This is a genomic window from Phenylobacterium sp. T106 (assembly GCF_057219735.1).
This window is the reverse complement of sequence record NZ_JBXVWA010000006.1, coordinates 128,243-153,905: the sequence shown is the minus strand read 5'-3', so window position 1 is coordinate 153,905 and position 25,663 is coordinate 128,243. Positions and strand designations below refer to the sequence as shown.

The 25,663-nt window shown below is 69.0% G+C and carries 29 protein-coding genes; 8 read left to right on the top strand and 21 right to left on the bottom strand.

Annotated elements, in window-relative coordinates; genetic code table 11:
* Positions 1-158: 158 nt before the first annotated feature.
* The 8 genes from AC2D8W_RS15170 to AC2D8W_RS15135 form a co-directional block, all read right to left on the bottom strand.
* The gene (locus AC2D8W_RS15170; protein WP_484672217.1) at positions 159-1,052 is read right to left on the bottom strand and encodes a bifunctional helix-turn-helix transcriptional regulator/GNAT family N-acetyltransferase; all 894 of its coding nucleotides are present in this window, start codon (positions 1,050-1,052) and stop codon (positions 159-161) included.
* 133 nt (positions 1,053-1,185) lie between these two features.
* Positions 1,186-1,800: a DsbA family protein gene (locus AC2D8W_RS15165; protein WP_484672216.1), complete on the bottom strand. Its 615-nt coding sequence runs from the start codon at positions 1,798-1,800 to the stop codon at positions 1,186-1,188.
* A gap of 130 nt (positions 1,801-1,930) precedes the next feature.
* The gene (locus tag AC2D8W_RS15160) at positions 1,931-2,746 is read right to left on the bottom strand and encodes a DODA-type extradiol aromatic ring-opening family dioxygenase (protein ID WP_484672215.1); all 816 of its coding nucleotides are present in this window, start codon (positions 2,744-2,746) and stop codon (positions 1,931-1,933) included.
* Entirely contained in the window at positions 2,734-3,006 is a 273-nt protein-coding gene (locus tag AC2D8W_RS15155) for a hypothetical protein (protein WP_484672214.1), read from the bottom strand. Before AC2D8W_RS15155 ends, AC2D8W_RS15160 begins: the two co-directional genes overlap by 13 nt.
* 10 nt (positions 3,007-3,016) lie before the next feature.
* Entirely contained in the window at positions 3,017-3,517 is a 501-nt protein-coding gene (locus AC2D8W_RS15150; protein ID WP_484672213.1) for a 3-phenylpropionate/cinnamic acid dioxygenase subunit beta, read from the bottom strand.
* Positions 3,514-4,869 (bottom strand): aromatic ring-hydroxylating oxygenase subunit alpha, encoded by a 1,356-nt coding sequence (locus AC2D8W_RS15145; RefSeq protein WP_484672212.1) that lies wholly within the window; start codon positions 4,867-4,869, stop codon positions 3,514-3,516. Before AC2D8W_RS15145 ends, AC2D8W_RS15150 begins: the two co-directional genes overlap by 4 nt.
* Positions 4,866-5,687: an alpha/beta fold hydrolase gene (locus tag AC2D8W_RS15140; RefSeq protein ID WP_484672211.1), complete on the bottom strand. Its 822-nt coding sequence runs from the start codon at positions 5,685-5,687 to the stop codon at positions 4,866-4,868. The genes AC2D8W_RS15145 and AC2D8W_RS15140 overlap by 4 nt, the downstream gene beginning before the upstream one ends.
* A 62-nt stretch (positions 5,688-5,749) precedes the next feature.
* Complete coding sequence (locus tag AC2D8W_RS15135) at positions 5,750-6,571, bottom strand: alpha/beta fold hydrolase (RefSeq protein ID WP_484672210.1); 822 nt, start codon at positions 6,569-6,571, stop codon at positions 5,750-5,752.
* 116 nt (positions 6,572-6,687) lie between these two features.
* Between AC2D8W_RS15135 and AC2D8W_RS15130 the strand changes: the two genes are divergently transcribed.
* Positions 6,688-8,841, top strand: coding sequence for a TonB-dependent receptor (locus AC2D8W_RS15130; RefSeq protein WP_484672209.1), 2,154 nt, complete (start codon positions 6,688-6,690; stop codon positions 8,839-8,841).
* A gap of 52 nt (positions 8,842-8,893) precedes the next feature.
* A complete protein-coding gene (locus AC2D8W_RS15125; RefSeq protein WP_484672208.1) occupies positions 8,894-10,771 on the top strand; it encodes an AMP-binding protein in 1,878 nt (625 codons plus the stop codon).
* A gap of 56 nt (positions 10,772-10,827) precedes the next feature.
* Here AC2D8W_RS15125 and AC2D8W_RS15120 read toward each other — a convergent pair whose 3' ends face one another.
* Complete coding sequence (locus tag AC2D8W_RS15120; RefSeq protein ID WP_484672207.1) at positions 10,828-11,541, bottom strand: GntR family transcriptional regulator; 714 nt, start codon at positions 11,539-11,541, stop codon at positions 10,828-10,830.
* A 74-nt stretch (positions 11,542-11,615) separates the two neighbouring features.
* On the opposite strand from AC2D8W_RS15120, the gene AC2D8W_RS15115 reads away from it, so the two are divergent.
* Positions 11,616-12,371 carry an SDR family NAD(P)-dependent oxidoreductase gene (locus AC2D8W_RS15115; protein WP_484672206.1) on the top strand — a complete coding sequence of 252 codons (756 nt, stop codon included), beginning with the start codon at positions 11,616-11,618 and terminating at the stop codon, positions 12,369-12,371.
* Positions 12,372-12,398: 27 nt separating this feature from the next.
* Here the strand turns inward: AC2D8W_RS15115 and dmpG are convergent, their stop codons facing one another.
* Genes dmpG through AC2D8W_RS15100 form a run of 3 tightly spaced genes read right to left on the bottom strand, consistent with a single transcriptional unit; the run spans position 12,399 to position 15,060 of the window.
* On the bottom strand, positions 12,399-13,418 hold the full coding sequence (gene dmpG, locus AC2D8W_RS15110) for a 4-hydroxy-2-oxovalerate aldolase (protein ID WP_484672205.1): 1,020 nt from the start codon (positions 13,416-13,418) through the stop codon (positions 12,399-12,401).
* Complete coding sequence (locus tag AC2D8W_RS15105; protein ID WP_484672204.1) at positions 13,415-14,356, bottom strand: acetaldehyde dehydrogenase (acetylating); 942 nt, start codon at positions 14,354-14,356, stop codon at positions 13,415-13,417. Before AC2D8W_RS15105 ends, dmpG begins: the two co-directional genes overlap by 4 nt.
* Positions 14,353-15,060, bottom strand: coding sequence for a 2-keto-4-pentenoate hydratase (locus AC2D8W_RS15100; protein WP_484672203.1), 708 nt, complete (start codon positions 15,058-15,060; stop codon positions 14,353-14,355). The genes AC2D8W_RS15105 and AC2D8W_RS15100 overlap by 4 nt, the downstream gene beginning before the upstream one ends.
* A gap of 174 nt (positions 15,061-15,234) precedes the next feature.
* On the opposite strand from AC2D8W_RS15100, the gene AC2D8W_RS15095 reads away from it, so the two are divergent.
* On the top strand, positions 15,235-16,032 hold the full coding sequence (locus tag AC2D8W_RS15095; RefSeq protein ID WP_484672202.1) for an IclR family transcriptional regulator: 798 nt from the start codon (positions 15,235-15,237) through the stop codon (positions 16,030-16,032).
* Positions 16,033-16,085: 53 nt separating this feature from the next.
* On the opposite strand, the gene AC2D8W_RS15090 is transcribed toward AC2D8W_RS15095, so the two are convergent.
* Both AC2D8W_RS15090 and AC2D8W_RS15085 read right to left on the bottom strand, forming a co-directional pair.
* Positions 16,086-16,436: a GFA family protein gene (locus AC2D8W_RS15090; RefSeq protein ID WP_484672201.1), complete on the bottom strand. Its 351-nt coding sequence runs from the start codon at positions 16,434-16,436 to the stop codon at positions 16,086-16,088.
* Positions 16,436-17,692 (bottom strand): MFS transporter, encoded by a 1,257-nt coding sequence (locus AC2D8W_RS15085; RefSeq protein ID WP_484672200.1) that lies wholly within the window; start codon positions 17,690-17,692, stop codon positions 16,436-16,438. The genes AC2D8W_RS15090 and AC2D8W_RS15085 overlap by 1 nt, the downstream gene beginning before the upstream one ends.
* A gap of 91 nt (positions 17,693-17,783) precedes the next feature.
* Between AC2D8W_RS15085 and AC2D8W_RS15080 the strand changes: the two genes are divergently transcribed.
* From AC2D8W_RS15080 to AC2D8W_RS15065, 4 genes are all read left to right on the top strand, one after another.
* The gene (locus AC2D8W_RS15080; protein ID WP_484672199.1) at positions 17,784-18,608 is read left to right on the top strand and encodes a LysR family transcriptional regulator; all 825 of its coding nucleotides are present in this window, start codon (positions 17,784-17,786) and stop codon (positions 18,606-18,608) included.
* Between the two features lie 174 nt (positions 18,609-18,782).
* Positions 18,783-19,271: a hypothetical protein gene (locus tag AC2D8W_RS15075; RefSeq protein ID WP_484672198.1), complete on the top strand. Its 489-nt coding sequence runs from the start codon at positions 18,783-18,785 to the stop codon at positions 19,269-19,271.
* Positions 19,272-19,278: 7 nt separating this feature from the next.
* Entirely contained in the window at positions 19,279-19,956 is a 678-nt protein-coding gene (locus AC2D8W_RS15070; RefSeq protein ID WP_484672197.1) for a TetR/AcrR family transcriptional regulator, read from the top strand.
* A 195-nt stretch (positions 19,957-20,151) separates the two neighbouring features.
* Positions 20,152-21,021 (top strand): alpha/beta fold hydrolase, encoded by an 870-nt coding sequence (locus tag AC2D8W_RS15065; RefSeq protein WP_484672196.1) that lies wholly within the window; start codon positions 20,152-20,154, stop codon positions 21,019-21,021.
* A 37-nt stretch (positions 21,022-21,058) separates the two neighbouring features.
* On the opposite strand, the gene AC2D8W_RS15060 is transcribed toward AC2D8W_RS15065, so the two are convergent.
* Genes AC2D8W_RS15060 through trbF form a run of 7 tightly spaced genes read right to left on the bottom strand, consistent with a single transcriptional unit; the run spans position 21,059 to position 25,662 of the window.
* Positions 21,059-21,502 carry a helix-turn-helix transcriptional regulator gene (locus AC2D8W_RS15060; protein ID WP_484672195.1) on the bottom strand — a complete coding sequence of 148 codons (444 nt, stop codon included), beginning with the start codon at positions 21,500-21,502 and terminating at the stop codon, positions 21,059-21,061.
* Positions 21,499-21,789, bottom strand: coding sequence for a hypothetical protein (locus AC2D8W_RS15055; protein WP_484672194.1), 291 nt, complete (start codon positions 21,787-21,789; stop codon positions 21,499-21,501). Before AC2D8W_RS15055 ends, AC2D8W_RS15060 begins: the two co-directional genes overlap by 4 nt.
* Positions 21,786-22,379, bottom strand: coding sequence for a lytic transglycosylase domain-containing protein (locus AC2D8W_RS15050; protein WP_484672193.1), 594 nt, complete (start codon positions 22,377-22,379; stop codon positions 21,786-21,788). The genes AC2D8W_RS15055 and AC2D8W_RS15050 overlap by 4 nt, the downstream gene beginning before the upstream one ends.
* Positions 22,373-22,861 (bottom strand): S26 family signal peptidase, encoded by a 489-nt coding sequence (locus AC2D8W_RS15045; protein WP_484672192.1) that lies wholly within the window; start codon positions 22,859-22,861, stop codon positions 22,373-22,375. The genes AC2D8W_RS15050 and AC2D8W_RS15045 overlap by 7 nt, the downstream gene beginning before the upstream one ends.
* The gene (locus AC2D8W_RS15040; protein ID WP_484672191.1) at positions 22,858-23,973 is read right to left on the bottom strand and encodes a TraB/TrbI/VirB10 family type IV secretion system protein; all 1,116 of its coding nucleotides are present in this window, start codon (positions 23,971-23,973) and stop codon (positions 22,858-22,860) included. Before AC2D8W_RS15040 ends, AC2D8W_RS15045 begins: the two co-directional genes overlap by 4 nt.
* On the bottom strand, positions 23,963-25,000 hold the full coding sequence (locus AC2D8W_RS15035; RefSeq protein WP_484672190.1) for a TrbG/VirB9 family P-type conjugative transfer protein: 1,038 nt from the start codon (positions 24,998-25,000) through the stop codon (positions 23,963-23,965). The genes AC2D8W_RS15040 and AC2D8W_RS15035 overlap by 11 nt, the downstream gene beginning before the upstream one ends.
* The gene (trbF, locus tag AC2D8W_RS15030) at positions 24,979-25,662 is read right to left on the bottom strand and encodes a conjugal transfer protein TrbF (RefSeq protein ID WP_484672189.1); all 684 of its coding nucleotides are present in this window, start codon (positions 25,660-25,662) and stop codon (positions 24,979-24,981) included. The genes AC2D8W_RS15035 and trbF overlap by 22 nt, the downstream gene beginning before the upstream one ends.
* Between the last annotated feature and the right edge of the window lies 1 nt (position 25,663).

Here is a 25,663-nt window from a genome sequence, read left to right as displayed (position 1 = left end):
TCCGAATTCGCTTCTAGAACGGCGCTGGCCACCTCTCCTGCTGCCGATGTCGGGGCTCAGCGCGCCGCGTCGCCTAGGGTCATACGTGAGGGCAGCCATCTCGCTAGCGCGGCGTCGCCGACCGCAGTCGCGTGCGGCCCCGGGAGAGTGACGCCGCCTTAGGGGCTCGGGGGCGTCAGCGGCTTCTCGAAGAAGCGGTCCGCGTAGGGATCGTCATTGAACCGAGGGATCTCGATCCAACCGTCGGCTTGGTAGAGCGCCGCCGCCTCGGGGAGGGCGCGATTGGTGTCCAGCCTCAGGAGGCGAAGACCGAGCTCCACGGCCCTCTGCTCCGCCGCAGCCATGAGCCGACGAGCCAGGCCGCGGCCACGGGCCTCGGGCGCCACCCAGAGCCGCTTGATCTCGGCGCGATCGGGCGCCGTGCGCCGCAGCGCGACGCAGCCGCGCGGGCGGCCTCTGGAGGTGGCCACGAAGAAGGCTCCGCGCGGCGGCGAGATGTCCGCGAGGTCCGGATCGCGCGAACGGGCGACGTCGAACCCGCCCTCAAAGCGGCGGGCGAGTTCATCATAGTAGCCCGTCAGGCAAGCCCGAGCGACGTGCCCCGCGGGATCGACGATCGAGATCGTGACGGGATCAGCCGAAAGCGCATCGACGATGCAGTCCATCGCCGAGAGCAACGCTTGCTGATCGCCGCACCGGGAAAGGAGCTCTTCGGCCTGCGCATCGGACAAGGCTTCATAGGCGGCGAATTCCCGTCGGCCGGTGGCCGTCAGGACAATGCGGCGACGGCGGGCGTCGGTCGGGTCCGCTTCCGTGCGCAGCAGGTCCTCGGCCTCCAAGCTGCGGAGCAGGCGACTGGCCAAGCCCGAATCAAGCTCGAGTTCCCGCCGGAGGCTTCCGACGTCATCGTGCCCACGTCCGACGGCGTTCAGCACGCGCGCCGCGCCTAGCGATCGGCCCCGCCCGAGGAAGCTGTCGTCGAGGGCGCCTACGGCGGCCGTGACGAGCCGATTGAAGCGACGAACGCGACCTATGGCGTCTTCCGAGGACATTTTGTCTGACCTTAGTCAGACGATTCGCGAAGATCAAGTCGAAGGCGGCAGAGGGTCGACTCAGGAGCGCGCCGCGGCAAATCGGGGCCGACAATCCGCGGGTCGCGACCGCCGGCTCAAGCGTCAGAGCCGCTCAGCGCGAGGCGTCGACAAGAGCCTGGCGCACCAGCGGAAGCTGATCGTTCCCGAAGAACATCTCGCGTCTGTCGACGAATATCGTCGGGGAGCCGAAGCCTCCTCGATCGATCACCTCCTGGGTGTTCGCCCTGAGGCGCCGCTTCACGTCCTCTGCCGTCGAGCGGGCGGCAAGCGACCGCCCCACCAGCCCCGCCCGGTCCGCCACAGCGACGAGGACGTCGAGGTCATCCAGGTTCTGTTGATCGCCGAAATAGGCTTCGAATGCGGCTTCGGCGAAGCGGACGAGCGCGTCCTGATCGTCCTCGAGCGCGCAGCAGACCCGCATCGCATGCACCGACTTCAGGGGGTGGAACGGCGAAGGAAAATTCATCCGTACACCCCCCAGTCTGGCCCAGTCCCCCAGCCACTTGGCGGCATGCCGGCTCTTCGGATTGTCCGGCTCGGAGCGCATGGCATAGACGCCGTTGTTCACGGCGTTAAAGACGCCGCCGACGAGGAACGGCCGCCACCTGACGGTAGCTCTCGTCTCAACGATGATCGGCCGCACATTGTGGAACGCCAGCCGCGTCCAAGGCGAGGAGAGGTCGAAGAAGAACTCGAGGTGGGCCATGCGTCAGTCCATCCTGCGTCTAAGCCAAGCTCCCCCGCTGTCGCCGGGCGCATACGAAAGAGGTTCGTCGCCAGGGGCGGTCCGCGGATTGCGCGACTCCCAGCTCAGCCAGGCGCCTCCATAAGCTCCGTCAAACGTACTGCACGACGGCCATGCCGGTGATCCAGGCCGGCACGGGGCTGTAGAATAGGATCTCGGGTCGGAGGTGACGCAACGCGCCGGCCGCGACGAGCCAGCTTCGAACCTCATGTGCGCCCGTTCCCGCGTGATCGAGCTCAGAGTCCGGAAGGACCGTCAGCTCATCGATCCTGTTCTCCTCCAGGCGCTCGAGGAACCAGCGATCGAACAACTCGTCGATCTCTCCGTCGCGGCGGGTGCCGATCCAGTGCGACAGCCCGCCCGTGCCGATGAACCCGACCTTCAGATCCTTTTCGTGGCGGTTGAGCGCCTCGCCGATCGCCACGCCCAACTCAAAGCAGCGCCGCAGCGGCATCATCGGCTTGACGAGCGTGTTCTGGATGATGGGGATGAGCGGCACGTCGAGCTGGCTCGTGAGCGCATGGTAGGCGGTGAGGATGCCGTGATCGAGGGTCAGCTCGCCGCTGGTGGTAGGATCGAACCCCGCGTTGAGCAGGCGCCGCGCAAGGTCGGCCGCGACCTCCGGTGCCCCCGGCACCCGTTGACGCGCGATCTTCATCCAAGGCTCGGCCGGGGCCGCATGGTCCGCCCCAACCCCGATCGCGACCTGCGGGATGGCGTTCGGCGGGAAGTTGGTGAAATGCTCTCCCGAACAGACGATCACCAGGTCCGGCGACAACAGGCGCAGGCGCGCCACCGCCCCGGCCACGGCCTCCGAAAACTGGGAAGCGGCCGCTCCGGCCGCCTCGCGCCGAACGACCTGCCCCGGGGCGTGGGACGCGCAGAAGCCGCCGATCAGGCGCGCCATCTGGGAGCCTCCTCAGCCAGCGGAAATTCCGGAAGATCCTGAATGAAGGCCGGCCGCTGCACATTCATCGCATAGGCGAAGACGATCAGCAGACAGGGATGCGCCCCGGCGCGGGCCAGCTCCGCGATCCTGCCCTCCTCCACGGCCTCACGAAGACCTGACGGCAGGCCCCGGGTGAAGTCGCGGACATCGAAGTGCGGGTTCTCGCCGTAGGCCTGCACCACATTGAACATCACGCGTTGGAGGGCATGCACGCTCACCGACGGCTCCTCAAAGCAGGATCGCCATATTCTGGACCGGCAGGGTCGAGTGATCGAGCCAGACGATCCGCTGCGCCAGCCGCAGTCCCTCGGGACGCCGGCGCAGCAGGTCGTGGCGCTCGCCGCTGAGCTGTTCGGAAACGACGGTGTCCCCGCGGCTCCGATGCAGGAAGAGAGAGGAACGAACCCGCAGATCCCCCGCCTCGTCAGTCACGACCCGGACGTTCGTGACAAAGTGCCGGGTCCTGGACGGCGGATCCTCGGCCCAGGCATAGGCGGTCTCCATCCGCATCACGCGCTTTTCGAGCGTAAAGAAGTTGTCCTCGAAATGCAGGCCCCGCGGCTGGAACCCGTCGCCCTCGGCCGCGTGCTTGGTGACCCGGACCGGGACGGAGTACTGCACGTCCGGCGTCAGCAGGCCCAGCCATTCGCGATGCCGGCGGGTGTCGAGGAGTTCGGCCTCGGCAAACAACCATTGGCTGACCTCGAAATGGAGTTGCGCGTCGGTCATGCCGCGGTCCTTTTCACCAGGTTCAACCACGTGCGCCAGAACTGACGCTGATTGTGCTCGGCATAGCTGAGCGGGAAGGCCGCGCCCGGGCCAGGCCAGTCGGTCAGGGGATCCACCAGCGGACTGCCGTCGGCCTTCAGGCCCATGCGATAGTTCATGCCGAAGCCCGGGGCCGCCGCCCCCTTCGCGGCCGCGGTGATGTAACCCCAGTTCTCGGTGTCGTCCTGCTCCAGCATTCCGGAGGAACCGAACGAGGCGCTGTAGGCCGTCTCCGAGCGGGTCTTCCAGGCGTCCGGGGCTTCCTTATCGACGCCGCACCAGGAGATGATCTCCATGGTGTCCGGGCCGAGCGGCCGCCACTGACGGAAGGTCGTGAAGCGAACCGGCTCGTGGCTTTCGTCGATCGCGACCGCGACGCTCACGAACGAAAGGTTCGGGAACATGGTGCCCGAGGCCGGTAGGAAGCCGCGCTCGAAGAGCACCTCCTGGTGCTCAGGCGACAGCCAGGCGCGGATCGCCGCCTCCACTTCCTCGGGAACGCCGTCGATGTGACCGAGCACCGGCAACTTTGAGAAGCCGCCGCCCCCGACGCCGCCGGCGTTGTAATGCACGCCTTCGGCCCGCCAATTCACCCGCCCCTGGACCGCAAGCAGCCCGGAGTCGATCGTCGAGCGGTGCGAGGTCATGGTGTGGTAGGCGTCTCCGAAGAAGTTCTCCACGCCCAGCTTCCAGTTCGCCGGCGCCACGAACCTGTGCGGTGCGCTCCGCACCTCGAGGCCGCCCTCGGTCCGCCGTGACCAGAAATCGAAGTACCAGGCGTAATCTCCCATGAACTCCGCCAGCGACGGCGCAGCGGGGTCCATGTTGCCGAAGATGAAGCCGTTGCGGGCCTCCATCCGGGCGATCGGAAGCAGCCCCCAGTCCTGACGGGCGAAGTCGGCGCCGTAGGTTTTCTCGAGTTCCGGCACGCCCATCAGCGAGCCGTCGTTGGTGTAGATCCAGCCGTGGTAGGGACAGGTGAAGCGCTTGGTGTTGCCGGCCTCGGCCCGGCAGATCTGCATGCCCCGGTGGCGGCACACAGCGTAGAGCACGCGGATCACGCCATCCGCACCGCGAACCACCAGGAACGGATCGTTGCAGATATAGCGCAGCACATAGTCTCCTGGCCGAGGGATCTCCGTCTCGTGGGCCAGGAAGTTCCAGGTGCGGCGGAAGAGCGTTTGCTGCTCGAGGGCGAAGAGCTCCGGGTCGGCGAAGACGGAGAGCGGCAGGCTGAACCGTCCGCTCGTAATCTCGTCCTCCACCGTCGCGAGCGTCCCGCCCCGTCGAACGGAGTCCTGAGCGTGGGTCATGGTGCGGCAACTCCCGAGGTAGGCGCATCCGGCGCGCCGGAAAAGAAGTCGATCAACAGTCCGCTGAAGAGGGCCGCCTGATCGATGTGCGACCAGTGTCCGGCTGCGGGCAGCACGACGAGGCGCGCGTGTGGGATGCACGCCCGCAGAGCTTCGCTTGTCGCCAGAGGGGAGACCCGGTCTTCCGCGCCGTGCACGAGGAGCAAGGGCGTCATTGCGCCCGACAGAGCGCCAAGGTCATCGGGATCGAAGAGCTCGCCGCCGGCCATCGCCTGGAAGGCCGCAGCGGCCCCGGGCGCCATGGCCTGCTGGAAACGGCGACGCGCAATCACGTCCTGCGGCTCCGGTAGGGATGCGACGTCGTGCACGAACAGGCCGACGATGTCCGCCATGCGCTCGAGTGTCGGGCTGGCGTAGAAATCGCCGATCCGGCTGACGTCCGGCGGCGGCGGTGTTCCGGCGGGGAAACCTCCGCCCCCCATCACCACCGCGCGGCCGAACCGCTGCGGCGCTATGCGCAGCAGGTGGAGCAGCACCGCCCCGCCGCCCCGGGAGTTCCCCACCGCATCGACGGCGTCCAGGTCCAGGGCGTCGAGAAGGTCGAGCACCTGTTCGGCCCGCGCCAAGGCCCAGGCGCGCTGACCAGAGGGCGCGGGGTGCGGTTGGGCGCTCCGGCCGAAGCCCGTCAGATCGGGCGCGATGCAACGCCGCATCGGCGAGAGCCGTTCCATCAGCCCCGACCAGTTCATGGCCGCGTCTATCCCTGGGCCAGCTCCATGGAGGAGCAGGAGCGGCGCCCCCTCGCCCTGTTGGAGCACATGCGAGGCCAGCCCTCTGGTTCGTACGATCTCGGCTGATCGGGGCACGGCCGGGCCCGCCCTCAGCCGAGCCGCTTGAGGAACGGGATCGTCACCTCGGCGAAGAGGTCCGGATACTCCATCATGGCCCAGTGGCCGCAGTTCGGGATGAAGTAGCCGTGCGACTGCTTCAGAAGGTCCATCATCCGGAGCGAGTCCGCCAGCGGGATCACCCCGTCGTTCTTTCCGCTGACCACGAGCGTGGGGACCTCCACCCGCGCGATGTCGTCTTCGTCGTAATGGAGTCCGCCCTGCTCGCGGATCCAGCCCATCACCGCCGAATAGGCGCGCCTCACCCCGGGCTCCACCGACAGCCGATACCGATACTCGACCATGCGCTCGTCGATGACGAAGTCGGGATTGGTGAGCGCCCCCACGATGCGCCGCATGCCGTCCATCGTGAAGTCGTAGTTGAGCAGCGGGGCGAGGCCGGACTTGGTGTCATGGTTCAGGCCCGCGCTCGCCATCAGCACCATCCTGTCGATGCGGCTCGGGTCCAGCATGGCAAGGCCGAGGGCCGTCGCGCCGCCCATCGAATTCCCGATGATGCAGGCAGAGGGGATGTCGAGGTCGTCTAGGAGGGCGCGAAGCTGCCGGTTGCGGCCGGCCTGGTCATAGGTGAAGCCGGCTGGATCGGGTGCGTGCGAGTTGCCGAAGCCGACGATGTCGTAGGCGATCACACGGAAGCCCGCCGCGGCGTAGGCGGGCATGATGCGGGCCCAGTTGCCTTCCGCGTCAGCGCCCGCGCCACCCCCGTGGATCAGCACCAGCGGCGCGCCCTCGCCGAGCTCCAGATAGCGCGTCTCGTAGCCCTCGGTCTTAGCGACCCGGTGTTCGATCTTCATCAGCCCCTCACAGTTTCATATTCGATATATGATACGCGAAAATGCTGTCAACCGGCGCTGCTCGATTGACTCAGCGCCGACACTGAATATGGAATACGATATTCAAAAAATGGGGGATGGAGATGCTCAGGTTCATTGCGTCGGCTTCGGCCGCCGCCCTCGTGACCGCTGCCGGCGCCCCGGCGACGGCCCAAAACACAGGCTCGAACCCGCCTGCGGCGGCAGCACTCGAAGAGGTCGTGGTCACCGCTACCCGCCGCGAAGAACGGCTGCAGGAAGTCCCGGTGACTGTCACCGCGGTCTCGGCTAAGGCATTGCAGGCGGCCGGAGTGACGGACCTCCGGCAGCTCACCAATATTGCGCCGTCCTTCAACGGCGGTCGCAATTTCGGCGTCACCCAGCCGGTGATCCGCGGGGTCGGCTCAGCTGGCGTTTCGCCCGGGGACGAGTCGAACGTCGCGGTTTACGTAGACGGGGTCTACCAAGCCAACCCCTACTCGACCCTGCTTGAGCTGGTCGAAGTCGAGCGGGTCGAGATCCTGCGCGGGCCGCAGGGCACGATCTTCGGTCGCAACGCCACGGGCGGGCTGATCAACATCATCACGCCCGACCCCAAGTACGAGCTTGCGGGCCGTCTCGCCGCGAGGGCTGGAGTGATACGGGGCCGGGGAGATCTGGATTTCCGCGCCTATGCGACCGGCGGCCTGACCGAAAACCTGGCGGCCGACTTCTCCGCCCTCTACCGCCGCAACGGCGGTTACATCCGTGACCTGGCGAACGGTGGACGGGTTGGCCAGGGTGAAGTCCTGGACCTCCGCGGCAAGCTGCTTTTTGAGCCAAGCTCGACCGCCCGCTTCGTGCTCACGGTGGGCTACGCCGACTCGCGTGACAACCAGTCGAACGCTGTGCAGCCCTACAGAGGCAACACCCGTGGGGCCGCCTTCCCGGGCACGGTGGTGCCTGACCAACCGTGGGAAGTATCGCTGAACCTTGTGCCGCTGCTCGCCTTCCAGCGCTACAGCGCTTCGCTTCGTGGCAATCTCGAGCTCGGCCCCGTCGGCCTGGAGACGATCACCGCCTTCCAGCGCAGCGACGTCAAACAACGTTCCGACTCCGACGCCTCGACCGTGCCGCTGACGCGCAACGCCGTCGAGCTCGCCTCGGAGTCCGTCAGCCAGGAGGTTCGGCTGCTGTCCCGGCACGGCGGCCCCCTCAATTGGACGGCGGGCCTCTATGCCTTCTATCAGGAGGTCGACACGCGGGTGGACTTCTTCATCGCTTCGGGCCCCGCGGCCCCGGTGACGATCCGCACGCTCGTCCCGCACGTGGAGACCACCTCGTACGCGGGCTTCGCCGAGGGCGCCTATGAACTCACGCCGCAGATCTTCCTGACCCTCGGCGCGCGGTACAGCTGGGAGGAGCGGAAGTTCGTCACCTCGGCCGGCGCCGCCCCCCTGTTCCCGGAGCAGGAGGACACCTTCAGCAAGTGGACCTACCGGGCCGCGCTCCGTTACCAGTTCGCCGAGGACGCCAATGTCTACGCGAGCTACAGCACCGGCTTCAAAAGCGGCGTCTACAATGCCTACGGCACCTCGACCCTTGCGACCGCTCCCGAGACGATCCAGGCCTTCGAAATCGGGATCAAGGCCGATCCCCTGCCCTGGCTCCGCACCAATCTGGCGGTCTTCCACTACGACTATGAGGACCTGCAGGTGCAGGCGCGGGCCCCCGACGGCGCGACCTATCTGCTCCAGAACGCCGCGACCGCTCAGGTGCGAGGCGGCGAGATCGAGGTCGTGGCTGCCCTGACGCCCAAGCTGAACCTCCGCATCTCGGCCAGTCACCTCGACCCGACCTACAAGAACTTTCCGGAAGCTCAGGTCTACATACCGCTTCCTGAGGGTGGCAACCTCACCGCGACGCGCGACGTATCGGGCAACGACCTGATCCGGGCGCCGCGGAACACGGTGCACGTAGGCGCGGATTGGACCCATCCGCTGCGCGGCGGCGAGCTCACGATCAACGGTTCGGTCTTCTACAGCGACGAGGTCTACCACGATTTCCTCAACGTCGCGGTCCAGAAGCCGCATACCCTGGTGAGCGGCGAAGTCGCCTGGTCTTCGGAGGACGAGCGGCTGAGACTGAGCGTCTGGGCGACCAATCTCACGAACGCCAAGGTCTTCCAGCAGCTCACGCCCGGCCCTCTGGGTACGTACGGCAGCTATGAGAAGCCACGCCGCGTCGGGGTGGGCGTCCAAGTCCGCTACTGAACCGACACCCGCTCGGCGCCTCCCTTCGGCTGGAGCCGCCATGGAGACCGCAATGCTCAGCACCTATGATCGGGCCTGCCAGCGGGCTCGAACAGATCCCGAGGGGTTCTGGCTCGAGGCGGCCAAGCAGCTGAGCTGGGTGACGCCGCCTAGCGTGGCCCGAACGCTGCGCCCCGATGGAACAGCGGACTGGTTTGCCGATGGCGTGATCAACACTTGCTTCAACGCCATCGACCGCCATGTGCTCGCCGGCCGCGGCGACCAGCCGGCCCTCGTCTACGACAGCGCGATGGCCCGCGAGGTCCGCCGCTACAGCTACCGTCAGCTGCTCGACGAGGTGGAACGGCTCGCCGGGATGCTTGCCCGACTGGGAGCCGCCAAGGGCGACCGGGTGCTGATCTACATGCCGGCTGTGCCGCAGGCGGTCTTTGCGATGCTCGCCTGCGCCCGGCTCGGCGCGATCCATTCCGTCGTGTTCGGCGGCTTCGCACCGGCCGAACTGGCCAAGCGGATCGATGACGCCCGACCGCGATTGCTGCTGACGGCGTCGTGCGGGCTCGAGCCTGCACGCCTCGTCGAGTACAAGCCGCTGGTTGACCAGGCGCTGGCTCTGGCGCAAGCCCCGCCACCCACCGTCGTCGTTCTCCAGAGACCGCAGCACCGAGCTGAACTGAAGCCGGACGATCTCGACTGGGAGGCTGAGCTGAGGGACGCGCCCGCCGCGCCCTGCCAGCCGGTCGCGGCGACTGATCCCCTCTACGTCCTCTACACTTCCGGGACGACGGGGACGCCGAAAGGCGTCGTGCATGACAACGGCGGCTATTGCGTGGCCCTCGCCTGGAGTCTGCCAAATGTCTATGGCGTGCAACCGGGCGAGGTTTACTGGGCCGCCTCGGACATCGGCTGGGCGGTCGGACACAGCTACATCGTCTATGCCCCCCTGCTTCTCGGCTGCTGCAGCATCCTCTACGAAGGCAAGCCGGTCGGCACCCCCGATCCCGGCGCCTTCTGGCGTGTGGCCCGGGAGCACAACGTCGACGTGCTCTTCACCGCCCCCACCGCGATCCGCGCGATCCGCCGCGAGGACCCCGAGGGCGTCCACGCCCGCCAGGGCGTCGGCCGTCTGAGGGCGTTGTTCCTCGGTGGCGAGCGCGCCGACCCATCGACTCTGGCCTGGGCGCGCGAAACGCTCGGCGTCAACGTGATCGACAACTGGTGGCAGACCGAACTGGGCTGGCCGGCGCTGACCACCTGCCTCGGCCTCGGCGAAACGAAGACCAAGGCCGGAAGCGCCGGACGTCCCGTCCCAGGCTACATTCTCCACGCTGTCGGTCCCGACAGCCGTCCGGTGGACGCGAACGTCACCGGCGATCTCGTGATCGAGCTGCCGCTGCCGCCCGGCGCCCTCACGGGATTGTGGGCGAATCCCGAGGCCTGTCGGGCCTCCTATCTCAGCCGACACCCCGGGTATTATCTGACGGGCGATTCCGGTTTCATCGACGACGACGGCTTCGTACACGTCATGGGCCGTATCGACGACATCATCAACGTCGCGGGCCATCGACTTTCCACCGGCGGGATCGAGCAGGTGATCGCGGCCCATCCCGCCGTCGCCGAGTGCGCCGTCGTGGGCGCGGCGGACCCGATCAAGGGGCAGACCCCCATTGGTTTCGTCGTCGTCAAGGCGGGTGTCCACCAGCCCGAAACGGCGCTCGTTTCCGAGATTGTGCAACGCGTGCGCGATGAACTCGGCCCCGTGGCGGCCTTCCGCGCCGTTCACCTCGTCTCGGCGCTGCCCAAGACCCGCTCCGGCAAGGTGCTGCGCTCGACGATCCGCCGGATCGCCGACGGCGAGGACGCGCCGACGCCGGCGACCATCGAAGACCCGGCCACCCTCGCGGGCATCCGGGCGGTCCTGAGCCGCAGCTGAACGAGGCGGCGCGCGTCGTAAAGGCCGGACCAGGGATCGGTCCTGGGTGCGGCGGGTCAGGCGGCGCTTTCGAGCTCGGCCTGCGACAGGAGCAGATCGCGCACGTGTCGGATGTGCTCGACCGCCTCGCGCTCGGCGCGCGCCGCGTCGCCGTCGCAGATCGCTTCGGCGATGAGCACATGGCGCCGCGCGCAGTCCACCATGGTGTCGGGAGTCGGGAACACCTCGTCCTTGCGGATACGCAGCCTCACCAGGGCGACGAGATCCTCGATCTGGGCTTGGATCCGAGGATTGCCGATCGACCGCGTGATGGCGGCGTGGAACCGCCGGTCATGGTAGTGAAAGCCGAGGCTGTTCTTTTGCATGGCCTCCTGCAGCGACGCCTGCGCCGCAGCCAGGATTTCCGCCCTCTCCGCATCGGCCTCCACCGCCGCCCGACCAGCGCAGTAGCGCTCCAGCGCCTCGCGCATATCCATGATGTGCCGCAAGTCGTCGTCGGAGATCTGCGTCACCCTGAGGCCGCGCTTGCCCACCGGCTCGATGAGGCCGTTCTCCCGCAGCCGAAGCAGAGCTTCGCGGACCGGCGTCTTCGAAACCCCAAGTTGATCGGCCAGGGTCTGCTCGGCGAGGATGGTGCCAGACGGCAAGGCTCCGTCCATGAGGGCGGCGTAGAGGCGATCGTAGATCAGGTCGGTGACGGGGGCCGGTCTGTCCCCCAGGGGCATGATGCTGGCGTTCATCGCGTAGGCCTGTTCAATGCGCGGGCGCATCCCCCGACCGCCTCGATCATGCGAAGCAGCCTGTTATTATCGCATACCATATACAATCCAGGGGAGGCGCCACAATGGACAACACGCGGGAGCCCAAGCGCGTCATGGTGACGGGCGCTGCAAGCGGCATCGGCGCCGAGGCGGCGGTGGAGTTCGCGGCCCGTGGGCACCAAGTGCTTCTCGTGGACCAGGACGGCGACGGACTCGCGAGGACGCAGGCCAGGATTGGCGCGTCATCCGAAGCGCAGGTGCTGAACGTCTGCGACCCAGCAGCGTGGGATGCCTTGTACGCCTCTATCGCGCGCGGTGACGGCAGGCTCGATGTCTTCGTGAACTGCGCAGGCTTCCTGCGGGACGCGCCGATGCTCGAGCTTGAGGCCCGCGATCTCCGTCAGCATCTGGACGTCAATGTGATCGGCGCCTTCCTCGGATTGCAAGGCGCTGCGCGGCTCATGCGCCCTCATCGGCAAGGCTGCCTCATCAACGTGTCCTCGGTGTCCGGGGCCATGGCCCACGCCGGCCGGGGGGCTTACGCCGCAAGCAAGTGGGCTGTCCGGGGATTGGTCCAGACGGCCGCTCTGGAGTGGGCGGAATGGGGACTTCGGGTCTGCTCCGTGCTCCCGGGGGCCATCGACACGCCGATGTCCAGACGGGCCCGCGGACGCGACCCCGCCGCGTCAATGGCCGGACTCGAGCTTCCCGGCGTTCCACTGCGGCGCTTCGGGCAGCCGGGGGAGGTGGCGAAGCTGATCGCCTTCCTCGCCAGCGATGAGGCCGCCTACATCACCGGCGCCGAATACGTCATCGACGGGGGACTTCTGCTCACGTGAGAACCGGCGCGCCCGCCGCGCCGTTCATCATCGCGCGGCCCGCGCCAGGTCGAGCGCCACGTCGGTGATCATGTCCTCCTGCCCGCCCACCATTCGCCGACGTCCCACCTCCATGAGGATGGTCCGCGCATCCAGCCCGTGTTCGACCGCCGCCTTCTCAGCGTGGCGCAGGAAGGACGAGTACACGCCGGCGTAGCCGAGGCTCAACGTCTCGCGATCGACCCGAACGGGTCGGTCTTGCAGAGGACGCACCAGATCCTCGGCGGCGTCCATGAGCTTGAACAGGTCGCAGCCATGCCGCCATCCCTTGCGGTCGGCGGCCGCGATGAAGACTTCCAGGGGCGTATTGCCGGCGCCCGCCCCCATGCCGGCGAGGCTTGCGTCGACGCGGACCGCACCGGCCTGGACCGCCGCCATGGCGTTGGCGACGCCCAGGGCGAGGTTGTGGTGGGCGTGGATGCCCCGCTGCGTCTCCGGTCTGAGCACGCGGTCGTAGGCCTCCAGCCGGAGACGGCAGCCGTCCATGTCCAGCGCGCCCCCGCTGTCGGTGACGTATACGCACTCCGCGCCGTAGCTTTCCATCAGCCGCGCCTGCTCGGCGAGCGCCTCGGGCGCGGCCATGTGGCTCATCATCAGGAAGCCGCAGGTGTCCATGCCGAGGTCCCGGGCGGCGCCGATATGCTGGCGGGCGACATCGGCTTCCGTGCAATGGGTGGCGATGCGTACCGAGGTGACGCCCAGGCGATGCGCACGGCGCAGGTCTTCGACGGTGCCGATGCCGGGAAGAAGCAAGGTGGTCAGCCGCGCGGTGCGGACGACATCGGCGACGGCCTCGATCCAGTCCGTATCTGTGTGGGCGCCGAAGCCGTAGTTGAAGGACGAGCCGTTGAGCCCGTCTCCGTGGGCGACCTCGATCGCGTCGACGCCGGCCTCGTCCAGCGCTCGGGCGATGCTCCTGACGTGATCGACGCCATAGCGGTGGCGCACGGCGTGCATGCCATCCCGGAGGGTGACGTCCTGGATATAGAGAGGGGCGGGCGTCGTCATGCCGCGCGCGCCGGAAAGCGTGCGGCCGCCACACGCTCGGCGGTCGCCAGGGCGGCGGAGGTCATGATGTCGAGGTTGCCCGCGTACGACGGAAGATAGTGGGCGGCGCCCTCCACCTCCAGGAACACGCTGGTTTTGATGCCCTCGAACGCGCCATACCCGGGGATGACAACGGGATCGTTCGACCCGAAGCGCTCGAACTGCAGGGGCTGCTTGAGGCGGTACCCGGGGACATATCGCCGGACGGCGTCGACCATCGTCGTCACCGCCGTTTCGATTGCATGCGGCTCCGCCCCCACCGAGAGCGTGTAGACGGTGTCCCGCATGATGATCGGCGGCTCCGCGGGGTTCAGGATGATGATGGCCTTCCCGCGCTCTGCGCGGCCGACGGTCTCGATCGCTCGCGCGGTCGTCTGCGTGAACTCATCGATGTTCGCCCGCGTGCCGGGCCCGGCCGACTTCGAGGCGATGGAGGCGACGATCTCCGCGTACCGCACCGTCGCCACCGAGGAGACGGCCGCCACGATGGGGATCGTCGCCTGGCCGCCGCAGGTCACCATGTTCAGGTTGGAGGCCTGCAGGTGGGCCTCGCCGTTGACGACGGGCACCACGTAAGGGCCGAGCGCCGCCGGCGTCAGATCGATCATCGATTTGCCGGCGGCGTGGCACACCTCGGCATGCCGGGGGTGCGCCGCCGCCGAGGTGGCGTCGAAGACGATGGCGATGTCGTCCCAGCAGGCCAGCCGCACGAGACCTTCGATCCCCTCGTGCGTCACGGCCACGCCCATACGCCTCGCCCGCGACAGGCCATCGGACGCCGCATCGATCCCGGCCATAGCGCAGACCTCCACGGCAGGCGACGTCCTCAGGATCTTGATCATGAGGTCCACGCCGATGTTGCCCGATCCGAGGATCGCCGTCTTGACCTTGGCCGTCATGGGCGATGCTCCGACACCGAGAACCCGCAGCCCCCCAGGCCGCCGATCGTAGCGCGCACGACATCTCCGGGGGCGAGCGCCGCCATTGGACCCAGCGCGCCCGACAGGATTACGTCGCCGGCCCGGAGCGGTTCGCCCGCTGTCGCCAGGGTCCGCGCCAGCCAGGCGGCGGCTTCCAGGGGGTGGGACAGGCAGGCCGCGCCGGCGCCGACCGACGCGACCTCGCCATTGACCTCCAGCACCATCCCGCAGCTGTAGAGGTCCAGCCCGTCCAGCGGCCGGCCCTCCTTGCCGAGCACGAAGAACGCAGACGAGCCGTTGTCCGCCACGGTGTCGGCGAAGGTGATCTTCCAGTCTGCGATCCGGCTGTCGACGATCTCCAGCGCCGGAAAGGCGAGGTCGACATGGGCGGCCACGACGTCCCGGGTGGCGCAGGGGTCGTCCAGGTCGGCGGCCAGGACGAAGGCCACTTCCGCTTCGACCCTGGGCTGCAGGGTCCGCGCAAAGTCCAGGACCCCCAGGTCGGGCAGACGCATGTCCTCGAAAAGGACGCCGTAGTCCGGCTGCTCCACGCCGAGTTGACGCTGGACCGCCTTGGAGGTCAGGCCGACCTTCCGGCCGACGATGCGTCGACCCTCCGCCAGCCAGATCTGCGTGTTGTGACGCTGGATGAGGTAGGCGGCCGCCTGGTCGTTCGGGGCCAAGTGAGGCCGCAACGGTTCGATAGGACCGTCCCGGTAAGCCTTTCTCAAGGACGCGGCGACGGCGTCATGGCTGCTGGTCACTCGGCTGCTCCGCTCCACTCTCTGGGGCTGTTGTACAGTCGCGCGCCCGGGGCGGAACTTGGCGAGCTGGGCGACTGCTCACATAGTGAGCGGATGACGCACGACGCAAGCGGCGGTGGCGCCACGAGCCTCGACAAGGCGCTGGACCTTCTCGCGCGAACAGCCCGCACGGGCGGCGCCTCGAGTTCTGCGGCCCAGGCGCGGGCGCTTGGCATACCGCCGGCCACCGCGCGGCGGCTCATCCGCACGCTCGAACTCCGCGGCCTCCTGCTTCGCGTCGGGCACGGCCGGCACATGGCCGGACCTGCCCTTGCGGCGCTGGGACACGAAGCGTGTCCCCGCCGGGCCCTGCAAGGTCTCGCCCGGCCCCTTCTATCGGCGCTCTCCACGCGCTTCGGGGTCGCCGCCCACCTCGGCCTGCTGGAGGGCGAAATGGTCACCTATCTGGTCAAGGCGGAGTCGGGCCACACGCTGCCGTTCACCCGGGAAGGCGAACAGCTGGAGGCCTACTGCTCCGGGATCGGCAAGGCGCTGCTCGCCGCAATGGCTCCCGAGCGGCTGGAGGCCTATCTCGCGTCGGGCCCCCTGGTCCCCCTGACGGCGCGCACCATCACCGAGCCGCAGGGCCTGCGGGCGGAACTGGCGGCGGTCCGGGAGCGCGGCTACGCACTGGATGAGGGCGAGGTCGCCGAGGGCCTCTTTTGCGTCGCCGTTCCGCTTTCCCAGGAGGGCGGACGCGTCGCCCTTTCGCTTGCCGGCCCCGTGGCTCGCTTCAGCGAACGCCGCATCGCTAGCGCGGTCAGCGGACTACGCGCCTGCGCCCAGGCGCTTCTGGCCCGCTGGCCAGAACAGCTGATCGTCGGGGAGGCCGGCGTCGCGTGGCGCACATGACGGTCGACGGCCCGACAGCCCTTCGCCCGTACGAGTGCGCCGGCCCCGCCGCCTCAGTCCAGATAGGCCTCGGTCACAGCGCCGTCGAGATGGCGCCGCCGGGCGTTCGCTAGGACCGCGGGCTCGAACAGGCGCGCGTTGATCCCCATGCGATTCCGGCCGTCGTTGGACCTCCAATGGGTAACGCAGCCGCAGGTGCGGCACCGGTGGAAGCCGATGGAGCGGTCGTCCCATTCGTACACCTCCGTCGTTCCCGCGGCGGGCGCATCGACGGCGGCCGGAGGGTAGTAGGCCCAAAGGGCGCCGTAGCGTCGACAAATCGAACAGTTGCAGTCGGTCACCTCATCGGGCGCGGCGCGTACGGTGAGGCGCACGTCCCCGCAGTGGCAGCTTGCGGCAATCATCACAGGCTATACCCAGTCCTTGATCCTGTGCCGGCGTCGCTCACGGCGCCAGGCCCATCCGCCGCGTCGCTGAGAACCGAGGCAGGCCGCAGCAGAAGAGCCGCTCCGCTCAGTCCCGAGAAGCCGACCACGACAAGGGCCGTTCCTCCGACCCCCAGCTCCAGCAGCAGGGAATTCAGTCCGATGCCGGCCCCGGCGAGGGCGAAGCACATGAAGGTCGCCAACGCGCTCGCGCTCGTCTGATGCCCTTCCACGCTTCCCACCGCCGCGGACATCGCGACGCCGAAGCGTAGCCCCAGGCCCAGTTGAGACGGCAGCATAGCCAGTGCGAACGCCGCCACGGAGGGCGGCCCCGGGGACAACCAGACGCCCATAAGGCCCAGTGCCGAGCCGGCGAGCCCCAGCCAGCCGAGCGTAATCGTGCCGTCCCGACCAAGCCGATCGAAACAGCGACCGGCAAAGCTCGACCCGGCGATGAAGGCCGCCACCATCATGACCTGCAGGAGCCCGAAGCCCGCGCCTGAGACCCCGAACGTCTGATCGAGCAGTCGCGGCGCGGCGGTCACATAGGTCATGAGGGCGCCGAAGGCGGTGGAATAGCCCAGGGCGAAACTCCAGAAGGACCGGCTTTTCAGCGCGGCGACGTACCCCGCCGCCAGACGCGGTCGGCTTGCCGCAGCGGAACGTCCGGCCGTGATGTTCGGGCAGCCCCACAGGAGCGCGAGGGAGCCGGCCACGGCGGCGGCAAGGAGCCAGAATGCGCTGCGCCACCCCCAACCCGCGATCACTGCCCAGCCGAGAAACGGCGCGAGCGCCGGCACCAGAGACTCGCACATGCCGAGGCGAGCCAGCAGACGAACGCTGGTCGCGTCGTCCGCCGCTCGTCGTAGAAGCGCAGGCGCCAGGGCTGGCGCGGCCGCGGCCCCAGCCCCCTGCAGGGCCCGCGCGGCGATCAGCCATTCCAGGTTTTGGGCGCAGCCGGCGAGCAGGGTGGCGGCCAGGAAGACGCCGCCCCCCGCGACGAGCACCCTCCTCGTCCCCCACTGCGCGGCCAAGGCGCCGTGGATCAGCTGGAAAACCGCAAAGCTCGCGAAGAACGCCGCAACCGTTGCTTGCGCGTGCGCCGCGCTGCCGTTGAGCGCCTCCGGCAGCAAGGGCAAGGCGGGCAGATAGATGTCGGTGGCAAGCAGGCTGACGCCGGTGAGGGCAAAGAGCGGGATGACTGTGAGCAGATTCGGGGCCGCGGACCGACGCATGGGCTTCCTCCGGACTGGAGGTTCAGCGTAACTTGACATAAGGATATCTTTATATCCCCAAACTGTTTCGGTCGGGCCATAAGGATCTGCAATGGCGGTAGACCTCGATATCGCCGCCGTCCGCGGCTTCGTCCTCGCCGTCCGGCTCCGGTCGATCAGCGGCGCCGCAGATGTGCTCGGGCGGAGCCAACCCAGGCTCAGTCAGCAGATCCGCAGGTTGGAGGACCAACTAGGCGCTCGCCTGCTTCTGCGGACCAATGTGGGCGTGGCGCCGACCGCCGATGGCGAACGGCTCCTGGCCGCTGCGGGACGACTGCTTGAGGCGGCCGACGAACTCGCCGGCCTCCGCCACTCGAAATCCCGCAACTCAATCGTGGCGGGAGTCGCTCGCGAAGTGTTCGCCGGCGATATCGGCAAGCTCGTCGCCGACATACAGACTGCGCACCCTGGCCAACACCTCGAAGTGGTCTGCGCCAGCGCCCCGGAACTCGACCGCTTTCATCGCCGAACGGCCCTCGACGTGGTTATCGGTCCGGAAGGCGTGCTGCCTGAGGCGCCGCTGGCGACACGCACCGAGGCCTTGGATTGGATTTCCGCCCCCGGCTTCGACGCCGGCCAAACGCCGCTGCCTCTGGTGCTCTGGCGCGCGCCTTGCGCCTGGCGGATGGAAACCGAGCGTCGTCTCGTGGAGGCCGGGCGTCCCTACTGTATCGGTTTTGAGGGCGAGGACGCCGGCGCCCTGATGGCCGGAGTACGGGCCGGCCTCGGCATCGGCGTCTCACCGCGCCGGGCGCGTCTCAGGGGGCTGGTGCGCGTCGCACAGGGGTTGCCGCCGGCGCCAAGCCCGCGAACGGCCCTCCACGGTCGCCAAGCTGCGTCGCCGATCGGCCAAGCCCTCTGGCGCCGGCTCTCCTGAGGCCGGCCTGCAGCTTGCGCCCACCGGAAAGCCGCCATCGACGCCGCCGCTCGCCGCTCGCCACTCGCCGCTCGCCGCTCGGGGGCATACCGACCAGTTTCAGCTTTGACAGTGAGGCCTCCGTGCTGCAGAAGGCGTGATATATACGGTGTATATATGCAGAGGGAGAGGCGGGTGACGCTTGTGCTTACGGCGGTGGCGTTGCTTCTCACCGCGATCACGACGGGCCTAAGTCTGGCTCACGCGCTTGAGTTCCCCGGCAAGCGGCGCCTCGACGAACCTACCTATCGGCAGGTCCAGACCATCTACTATCCTGGGTTCACAGTTGGAGGGCTTGTCGGCGAGGTCGGCGCGCTCGTGACGGCGCCGCTGCTGCTCCTCCTCACGCCCAGCGACTCCTACGCCTTCCCGTGGCTGCTGGCCGCGACCCTGCTTCTGGCGGCCACACACCTGACCTATTGGGCCTGCACCCACCAAGTGAACCAAGCTTGGCTCAAGGACGCCCCTATCGGTCCCGCAGGCCGGCTGTTCTTTCGACCCGGAAAAGAGGCGGATGGCGATTGGCGTCGCCTGCGGAACCTTTGGGAGTGGTCGCACGTGGTGCGGGCGGTCTTCGCGAGCCTCGCCTTGATATCGCTCACCGTTGTCGCGCTTCTGGGCTAGATCGGGCGTGGACAGCGACCCCACCCCCGCGGCTGCGGCGGCGGATCGTCGGGCGCGCCGACGCGACCTCTCGCGCCTAAAGCTGCTCGAAGCGGCGATTCGGCTCGCAGATGATCAGGGTCCGGCTCAGCTATCACTCCGGCGCCTGGCGAACACGATGAACGTGACGCCGATGGCGCTCTACAATCACTTCGCCAACAAGCGCGACCTCCTCACCGCCGTCGCCGACCACATGCTTAGAGAGGTCGAGTTCGACGGCGGGCTCCCCGATTGGCGTGAGCAGATCCGCCATTGCTTCGAGGCGATGCGGGCCCTGTGCCTGCGACATCCCGGGCTTCCGTTCCTGCTCCGTGAAGACGGCGTCGCTTCACAGCGCGTCTTCGCCCCCCTCGAGGTGACACTGCGAGCCCTAAACCAAGCCGGGCTGGATGACCTCGACGCCCTGAGGACCTACTACCTGCTGATCGCCGCCACGCTCAGCCAAGCGGCCTATGAAGTCAGTGGCGGATCGGAGGGGCTCGACCCTGCCCTGGCCGACCAGGCGGCCATGGCGGAGCTTGGCTACAGTCACCTCACCCAGATAGTCGCGCCGAAGACGTGGGACTTCGCCGCCAGCCACCAGTTTGCGATCGACCTCATCTTGGAAGGCGCAGCCGCGATCGCGGCGCGACGCCGCGATGGGTGACGCCGCTTCCGTGCCTCGCCCCTGGTCACAGCCCCCCTCGCGGCCGAGGGGGGCGTTTGGCGACACCGCCGTCTTGAGAGCGGACGCCCTGCGATCCTTGCGACCGCGACGCGCGATCTACCGACGTCTCCGGCGCTATTTCGAAAGCACGATCGCCTTTTGTTCATTCTGGCCGCGAGTGAGGGAGAGACCACGATGGACAGACTGGTGATCGGCGATGTTGAGATCGCGGCGGAAGCCTTCGGCGCGCCCGACGCTCCCCTGATTGTTATGGTGATGGGGGCGACTTGCTCGATGCTGGGTTGGCCAGCTTCGCTCTGCGAAGCGCTCGCCGCCCACGGCTTTCGTGTCGTCCGTTATGACCAACGCGACACCGGGCTCTCCACAACGGTTGCGCCTGGCGCCGCGAGATACAGCGTCGAGGATCTGGCTACCGATCTGACAGCTGTCATCGCCGCTTATGGCGCCGCCCGCGCCCACGTCGTCGGCATGTCGTTGGGGGGGTACGTCGGTCAAGTCGCCGCGCTCTCGGCCCCTCATTGCGTGACTTCGCTTACCCTGATCGGGGCCGAGCCGCTCGGCTGGGACGGCCCCGAATTGCCGCAAATCGCCCCGGACTTCCTCGACCACTTCGAGACCCTCTCCCACCTCGACTGGTCCGACCGGGAGGCGGCTCTCGCCTTCCTCACCGGCGTGGCTCGTCTTTGCGCCGGCTCAGCCTACCCTTTCGACGAGGCAGCCGCCCGTGCCCAGGCCGCCGCCGTCCTCACGCGCACGCCCAGCCCGGCAAGCGCCTTCAACCATGCCGCGGTCGACACCCGGGGTGACTGGAAAGCCGCCTTTCGCCGCATCGTTCAGCCGGTGCTCGTGCTGCACGGGGACGAAGACCCGATCCTGCCGCTAGCTAACGGCCAAGCCCTCGCCGAGGGGATTTCTGACGCCGAGCTCCAGGTCCTGCCTGGCGTCGGCCACGAGCTACCCCCCGCCGAGTTCCCCACGATAGCGGCGGCGATCGCCGGCTTGGCCGCCAGGACCTGGCAGCTCCCCGCCGGGTCGGCTGGCTGAGCGCTTACAGGCTCCGAGCCGCCCTCCCATACTGCCACTAAAAGTCGAACCTGATCTGCTGCGCGATCGCTCGAGCATGCTCGCTGCGTCGCGCCCCCTCCCGCCGTGCCTGGCTAGGCCGGTGCGCCGGCTCCGACGGGGCACGACGAGACTCCTCGTGAGTGAACGGGGGCGAGCCTGGGTCGCTGGTCTCCGGGGGCCGCGCTTGCAGGGGCGCCTCTGGCGCTGCCGCGTCCCTCACAGGCCCGCGCGTCCCATTTATCTGGGCTCGGACATCGCGAGAGGCGATCCAGGCCTCTACCTCGTCCTCCCGGTAGCCGACGCGACCCGGCGAGATTACGTAGGGAGCGGGGAATTCGCCGCGCTTCTGGAGCCGCCAAGCCGTAGTGCGGCTGAGGCACGCGGTTCGGGCCACTTCCTTCCAGGGCAGGTATCGGCGTCCGCGTGAGTCCGGGTCCAGGCAATCCTTCCAATGGGTCATCTCTGGCCGTCCTCCCGATTGATGGGCGTTCTATTTGGTTGCCTCACGCGCAAAGGTGTGCGCTGGCGCAGCGCCCAGTCGCGAAGTTCGCCGCGCGGATAGTAGGGCTTGTTGCGGATATGCCGGCAGGGCGGTCCATCGCCGCCCACCGACCACATGCGGGCAAGACTGGCGGGTTTGAGGCCGATCTGAAACCGCAGGAGATAGGCCGACGCCTGGGTGCGCGTGAGCAGGTCCTCGTCGCGCTCCTCGGCTTCGCCGATCGAGGCAGGATCGCAGTCCGTCATGGCGCGTGGCCTCGGCAATCACGGGAGGTCCGCACCGTCCGCCCGGCCGAGAGGGCTAGGTAGCATTCCACGACGGCTCCCACGTAGGCGCGCGTCTCCGCGATGGGTGGAACTCGGCCGAGGCGAGCCACCCGCTCGGGACCTGCGTTGTAGGCCGCGAGCGCGAGCCTCACGTCGCCGAAGCGGGCCAGCTGCCGCGCCAGGTAGTCGGCGCCCCCGGCCAGATTTCCGTCTGGGTCAAAGCGGTCGGCCACACCGAGGTCCGCGGCTGTATCCGGCATGAGCTGGGTGAGCCCGCCGGCTCCGGCGCGCGAAACCGCGTCTGGTCGGTAGGCGCTCTCCACAGCGACCAGCGCGTGCAGGAGCTTGGGATCGATCCGGTGGCGCGCCGCCGCGGCGGCAACGGCCGACGCGAATGGCTGCCGGCTCTCGGGGAGCGAGATGGGCCCGTCCTCCGCGGCCTCCGCCGCCCCCTGCCCGCGGTCGCCGCCGACGAATATGTCGCCGCCCGCTTCCCGCCAGCCCGGCTGCGCCAGAGCCGGCGTCGCAAAGAGCAGAGCAAAGGCCGCCACCATCCGCCGTTTCACCATGTCCAGATCTCCCGATAGACACCCTCGACGGCGTCGCGGCTGACGGGCCCGAAATACCGGCTGTCGAAACTCGTGGCGGCGGCCCCCACCACGAGGAGCTCGTCGGATCGAAGTAAGCGGCAATCTCGCCAGGCCGGCAGCGTTCGCCCGCGGCGGTCTCGGCTAAGGGCGCTCACTTGTCCGCGCGGCCAGCGCAGCGCCGTTCCATCATGGCAAGCGAGCTCGCCCGGGCCGGCTGCGACCCGCTTCAAGAGGCGCGCCTGGGCGGGCGCGCCGAGATCCTCCAGGTAGCGCCTCGCCGCGGGCGGCGGCCGGAGCGACACGATGGCGCCGGGCCGCGGCGGGGCGTCGATCCGCAAGTAGAGGCCGGGAGGGAGGCTGTGGGTCTCGTTCACCAGCACGGTGCTCTGCCGTCCCGCAGCCGCCGCGGCGAGGCCAAGGACACCCGCGGCCCCGATGGCCAAGAGAGCGGTAGGTCTCATGGACGGTAGGGCTCCAGGATGAGGTCGCGGGTGACGAACACCCGCACGCGGGAGCCGGCGCGCAGCCGGATCTTCGGCCGGACCTCGAGCTCGCGGTCGATGAGCTTGCCGCCGATCTGCGCCGCCTCGATGGAGGCGGCGTCGCCTGCGTCGCCCAGCAGTCCGCGGGACCCCTCGTCCTCGTCGCGCGCCAACTGACCGAGGGTGGTGATCGCGCCAGCGACGAGCGTCGCCACCGCCAGCGGGAAGAGCCGGCGGTCGACCTCGCCCTTCAAGCCCACTGCGCCCTGGGCGTCCACCCCGGGCTCCTTGGGCAGGACCAGGCTCTTTCCGTTGGGAAGAATCAGCCGCTCCCAGAGGATGAAGGCGCGTCCGTCGCCATGGCGGCTCTCGCCCTCGTGCCGGCCGATGAGCCGGGCGCCCTGCGGGATCAGCAGGTGCCGGCCGGTCACGGTGTCGAACACGTTCTCCGACACGGTCGCCGTCACCGGTCCCGCGCGCGAGGTGTCCACGGCGGTCAGCATCACGGCCGGCACGAGGGCGCCGGCCTTCACCTCGTACGGGCTGAGCGGCGCGAGCAGGCTGTGGCGATTGTAGACGGCGCCGTAGTCGGCGGACGGTAGACCCGCGCCGGCGACCTCCGTAGCCGCACCGCGCGAGGCGTCCTGCCTGAAGAACAGACTGGACTGGCGCGCTTCGTCCGAGAGCGGCGGCGCGGCGGGCCGCGCCCGCGGAGCACGCGGGATCGGCGGCTCGTGCCGGCGCGCTTGCGGCTCCGGCCCGGCGCCCATGCGGCGCGGCTCCGGAAGACGGTCGAGCTGCGCATAGGTGGCGGGGGCGCCGGTCACCCGATCGCTCGGCCGGACGGCGCCACGCGCCTCGCTCGGCTGCGCCTCAAGGCGCGCTTCGCGGGCGCGGGCCCGCAGGTCGGGCTGGACCACGAAGGCCCAGGCCAGGGACCCCGCCACCAGGCCCGCGCCGGCCATGACCGCTCCGGTGACCACCCCTTTGCGAAGCCGCACGACCGGCGGGCGGGGCGCGCGGGTCTCCAGGGGCGGCATCGGCGTCTTGCGGGCGGGCTCCACCGGGTCGGCCGGGGCGTCAGCGGTCATGAGGAGCCTCCGCGCGTTCGATGCGGACCACCTGCGGCCGCCGGCCGCCCACCCGCAGCTCGGCCACATCCAGGACCCGATCCACGACCCAGAGGCCGCCCTGCTGGCGGTAGTTCACCAGCTGCCCCCGGCCGCGCGCGTCGAGCGCGAACAGCGCCGGGGCCTCGCCGCCCGCAAGCCCGGTCCGGAAGGTGAGAAAGGTGCGCACGCCGTCGGTCAGGACCGCGGACGGCGTCCAGACAGGCCGCCGGCCCTTGGCCTCGATACGGAAGCCGGCGTCCAGCGGCCCTTGGGGCCCGGCCAGGACGGGTTCCGGAGACGCCGCGATGGGACCGGGCGGCTCCAGCAGCGATCCGACATCCCAGGTTACCGCGGCGTTGAAGGCGTCCGGCGATCCACTGCGCAGCTGCAGCAGATACACCCTGCGCGTGGTGGTGAGCACCAGGTTGGTCTCGAGGCCGCGCTGGAGGGGCTTGATCATCACGTGGGCCCGCTGGCTAGGCCCCTCGCCGGACTGGGTCTCCCCGATCTGCCAGCGCACCGTGTCGCCGGCGGCCTTGGAGGTGACCGTCTCGCCCGGCGAGAGGGTCAGCGTGGTGACCCGCAGGGGCGCGGTCCAGACCTCGTACACACGGCCGGGATCGTAGGCGAACACCTGGACCCCGCCCAGGAAGGCGCGCGACCGCGAGGTCTCGCGGGCCGAAGCATTGGCCGCCGCGATGGCGGGGCGGCCGGACCCGCCCGCGTCGGCCGTCCGCCTGGGCGAAGGCGGCGAGGCCGCCGGCCTCGTGCGCGCGCCGGACGCCTCAGGGTTGGGAATGGGCGCCATGGCGGTGAAGGTGCGCGCCTCGGCCTGAGGCGCTGGCGCCGCCAGCGCATCCGGCCCGGGATCGGTCTTGGCGGCGTCGGGCGCCGACGAGGTCGGCCGTCCCCGCAGCGCGTCCGCGAGCTCCAGCCGAGGCAGGGACGAACAGGCGGCGAGCGCAAGGCCCGCAGCCGGCAGGATCAAGAGGCGTCCGGGGTCCATGACACGTCCTCTATGCGGATGCCGATGGGGTTCTTGAGCAGTTCCGCCTCCGTCTTCGGGGGCTGCAGCTTGATGGTGATGAGCGCACGCCAGCGGTCCTGGCCCGCCTGCTGGCCGTTCACGAACCGGGTCTCGCGCCACTGCAGGTCGTAGGTGCGGCCGCTCCGGCGCACGACATTCAGGATCTCGACATTGACTGCCTCTCGGCCGACCTCCGCGAACGGGTCCTGCGCCTGGGCCCAGGCGTTGAGGAAGCTCGCGGCCCTCGGGGTCACCAGGTCGTAGGCCGCCAGCCAGTTCTGGCGGATCACCACGGGGTCCACCGACTTGGCGCGGACGTTGCGGATCCAGCCCGCGAGCGCGTGGCCGACCTGGGCCTCGGTGGGCTCGTAGCGTCCGCCGAGCGCGGTGATCCGCTGGGTCTGCCCCCACTGGCTCACCTCCACGACAAACGGCTTCACCACCGCCTGCCGCGCCTGCATCCACCAGCCGGCGCCCAGGAAGGCGGCGATCGCCAGGTTGGCGAAGGCCATGCGCCGCCAGTTGCGCGCGTGGGCCAGGCTGAGCCCCATGCGATCGTCCCAGACCTGGCCGGCGCGGCGGTAGGGCGTGCTCTCGGGCGCGGAGGACAGCGCGCGCTTGGGGCGGAAGAACGGATGCATG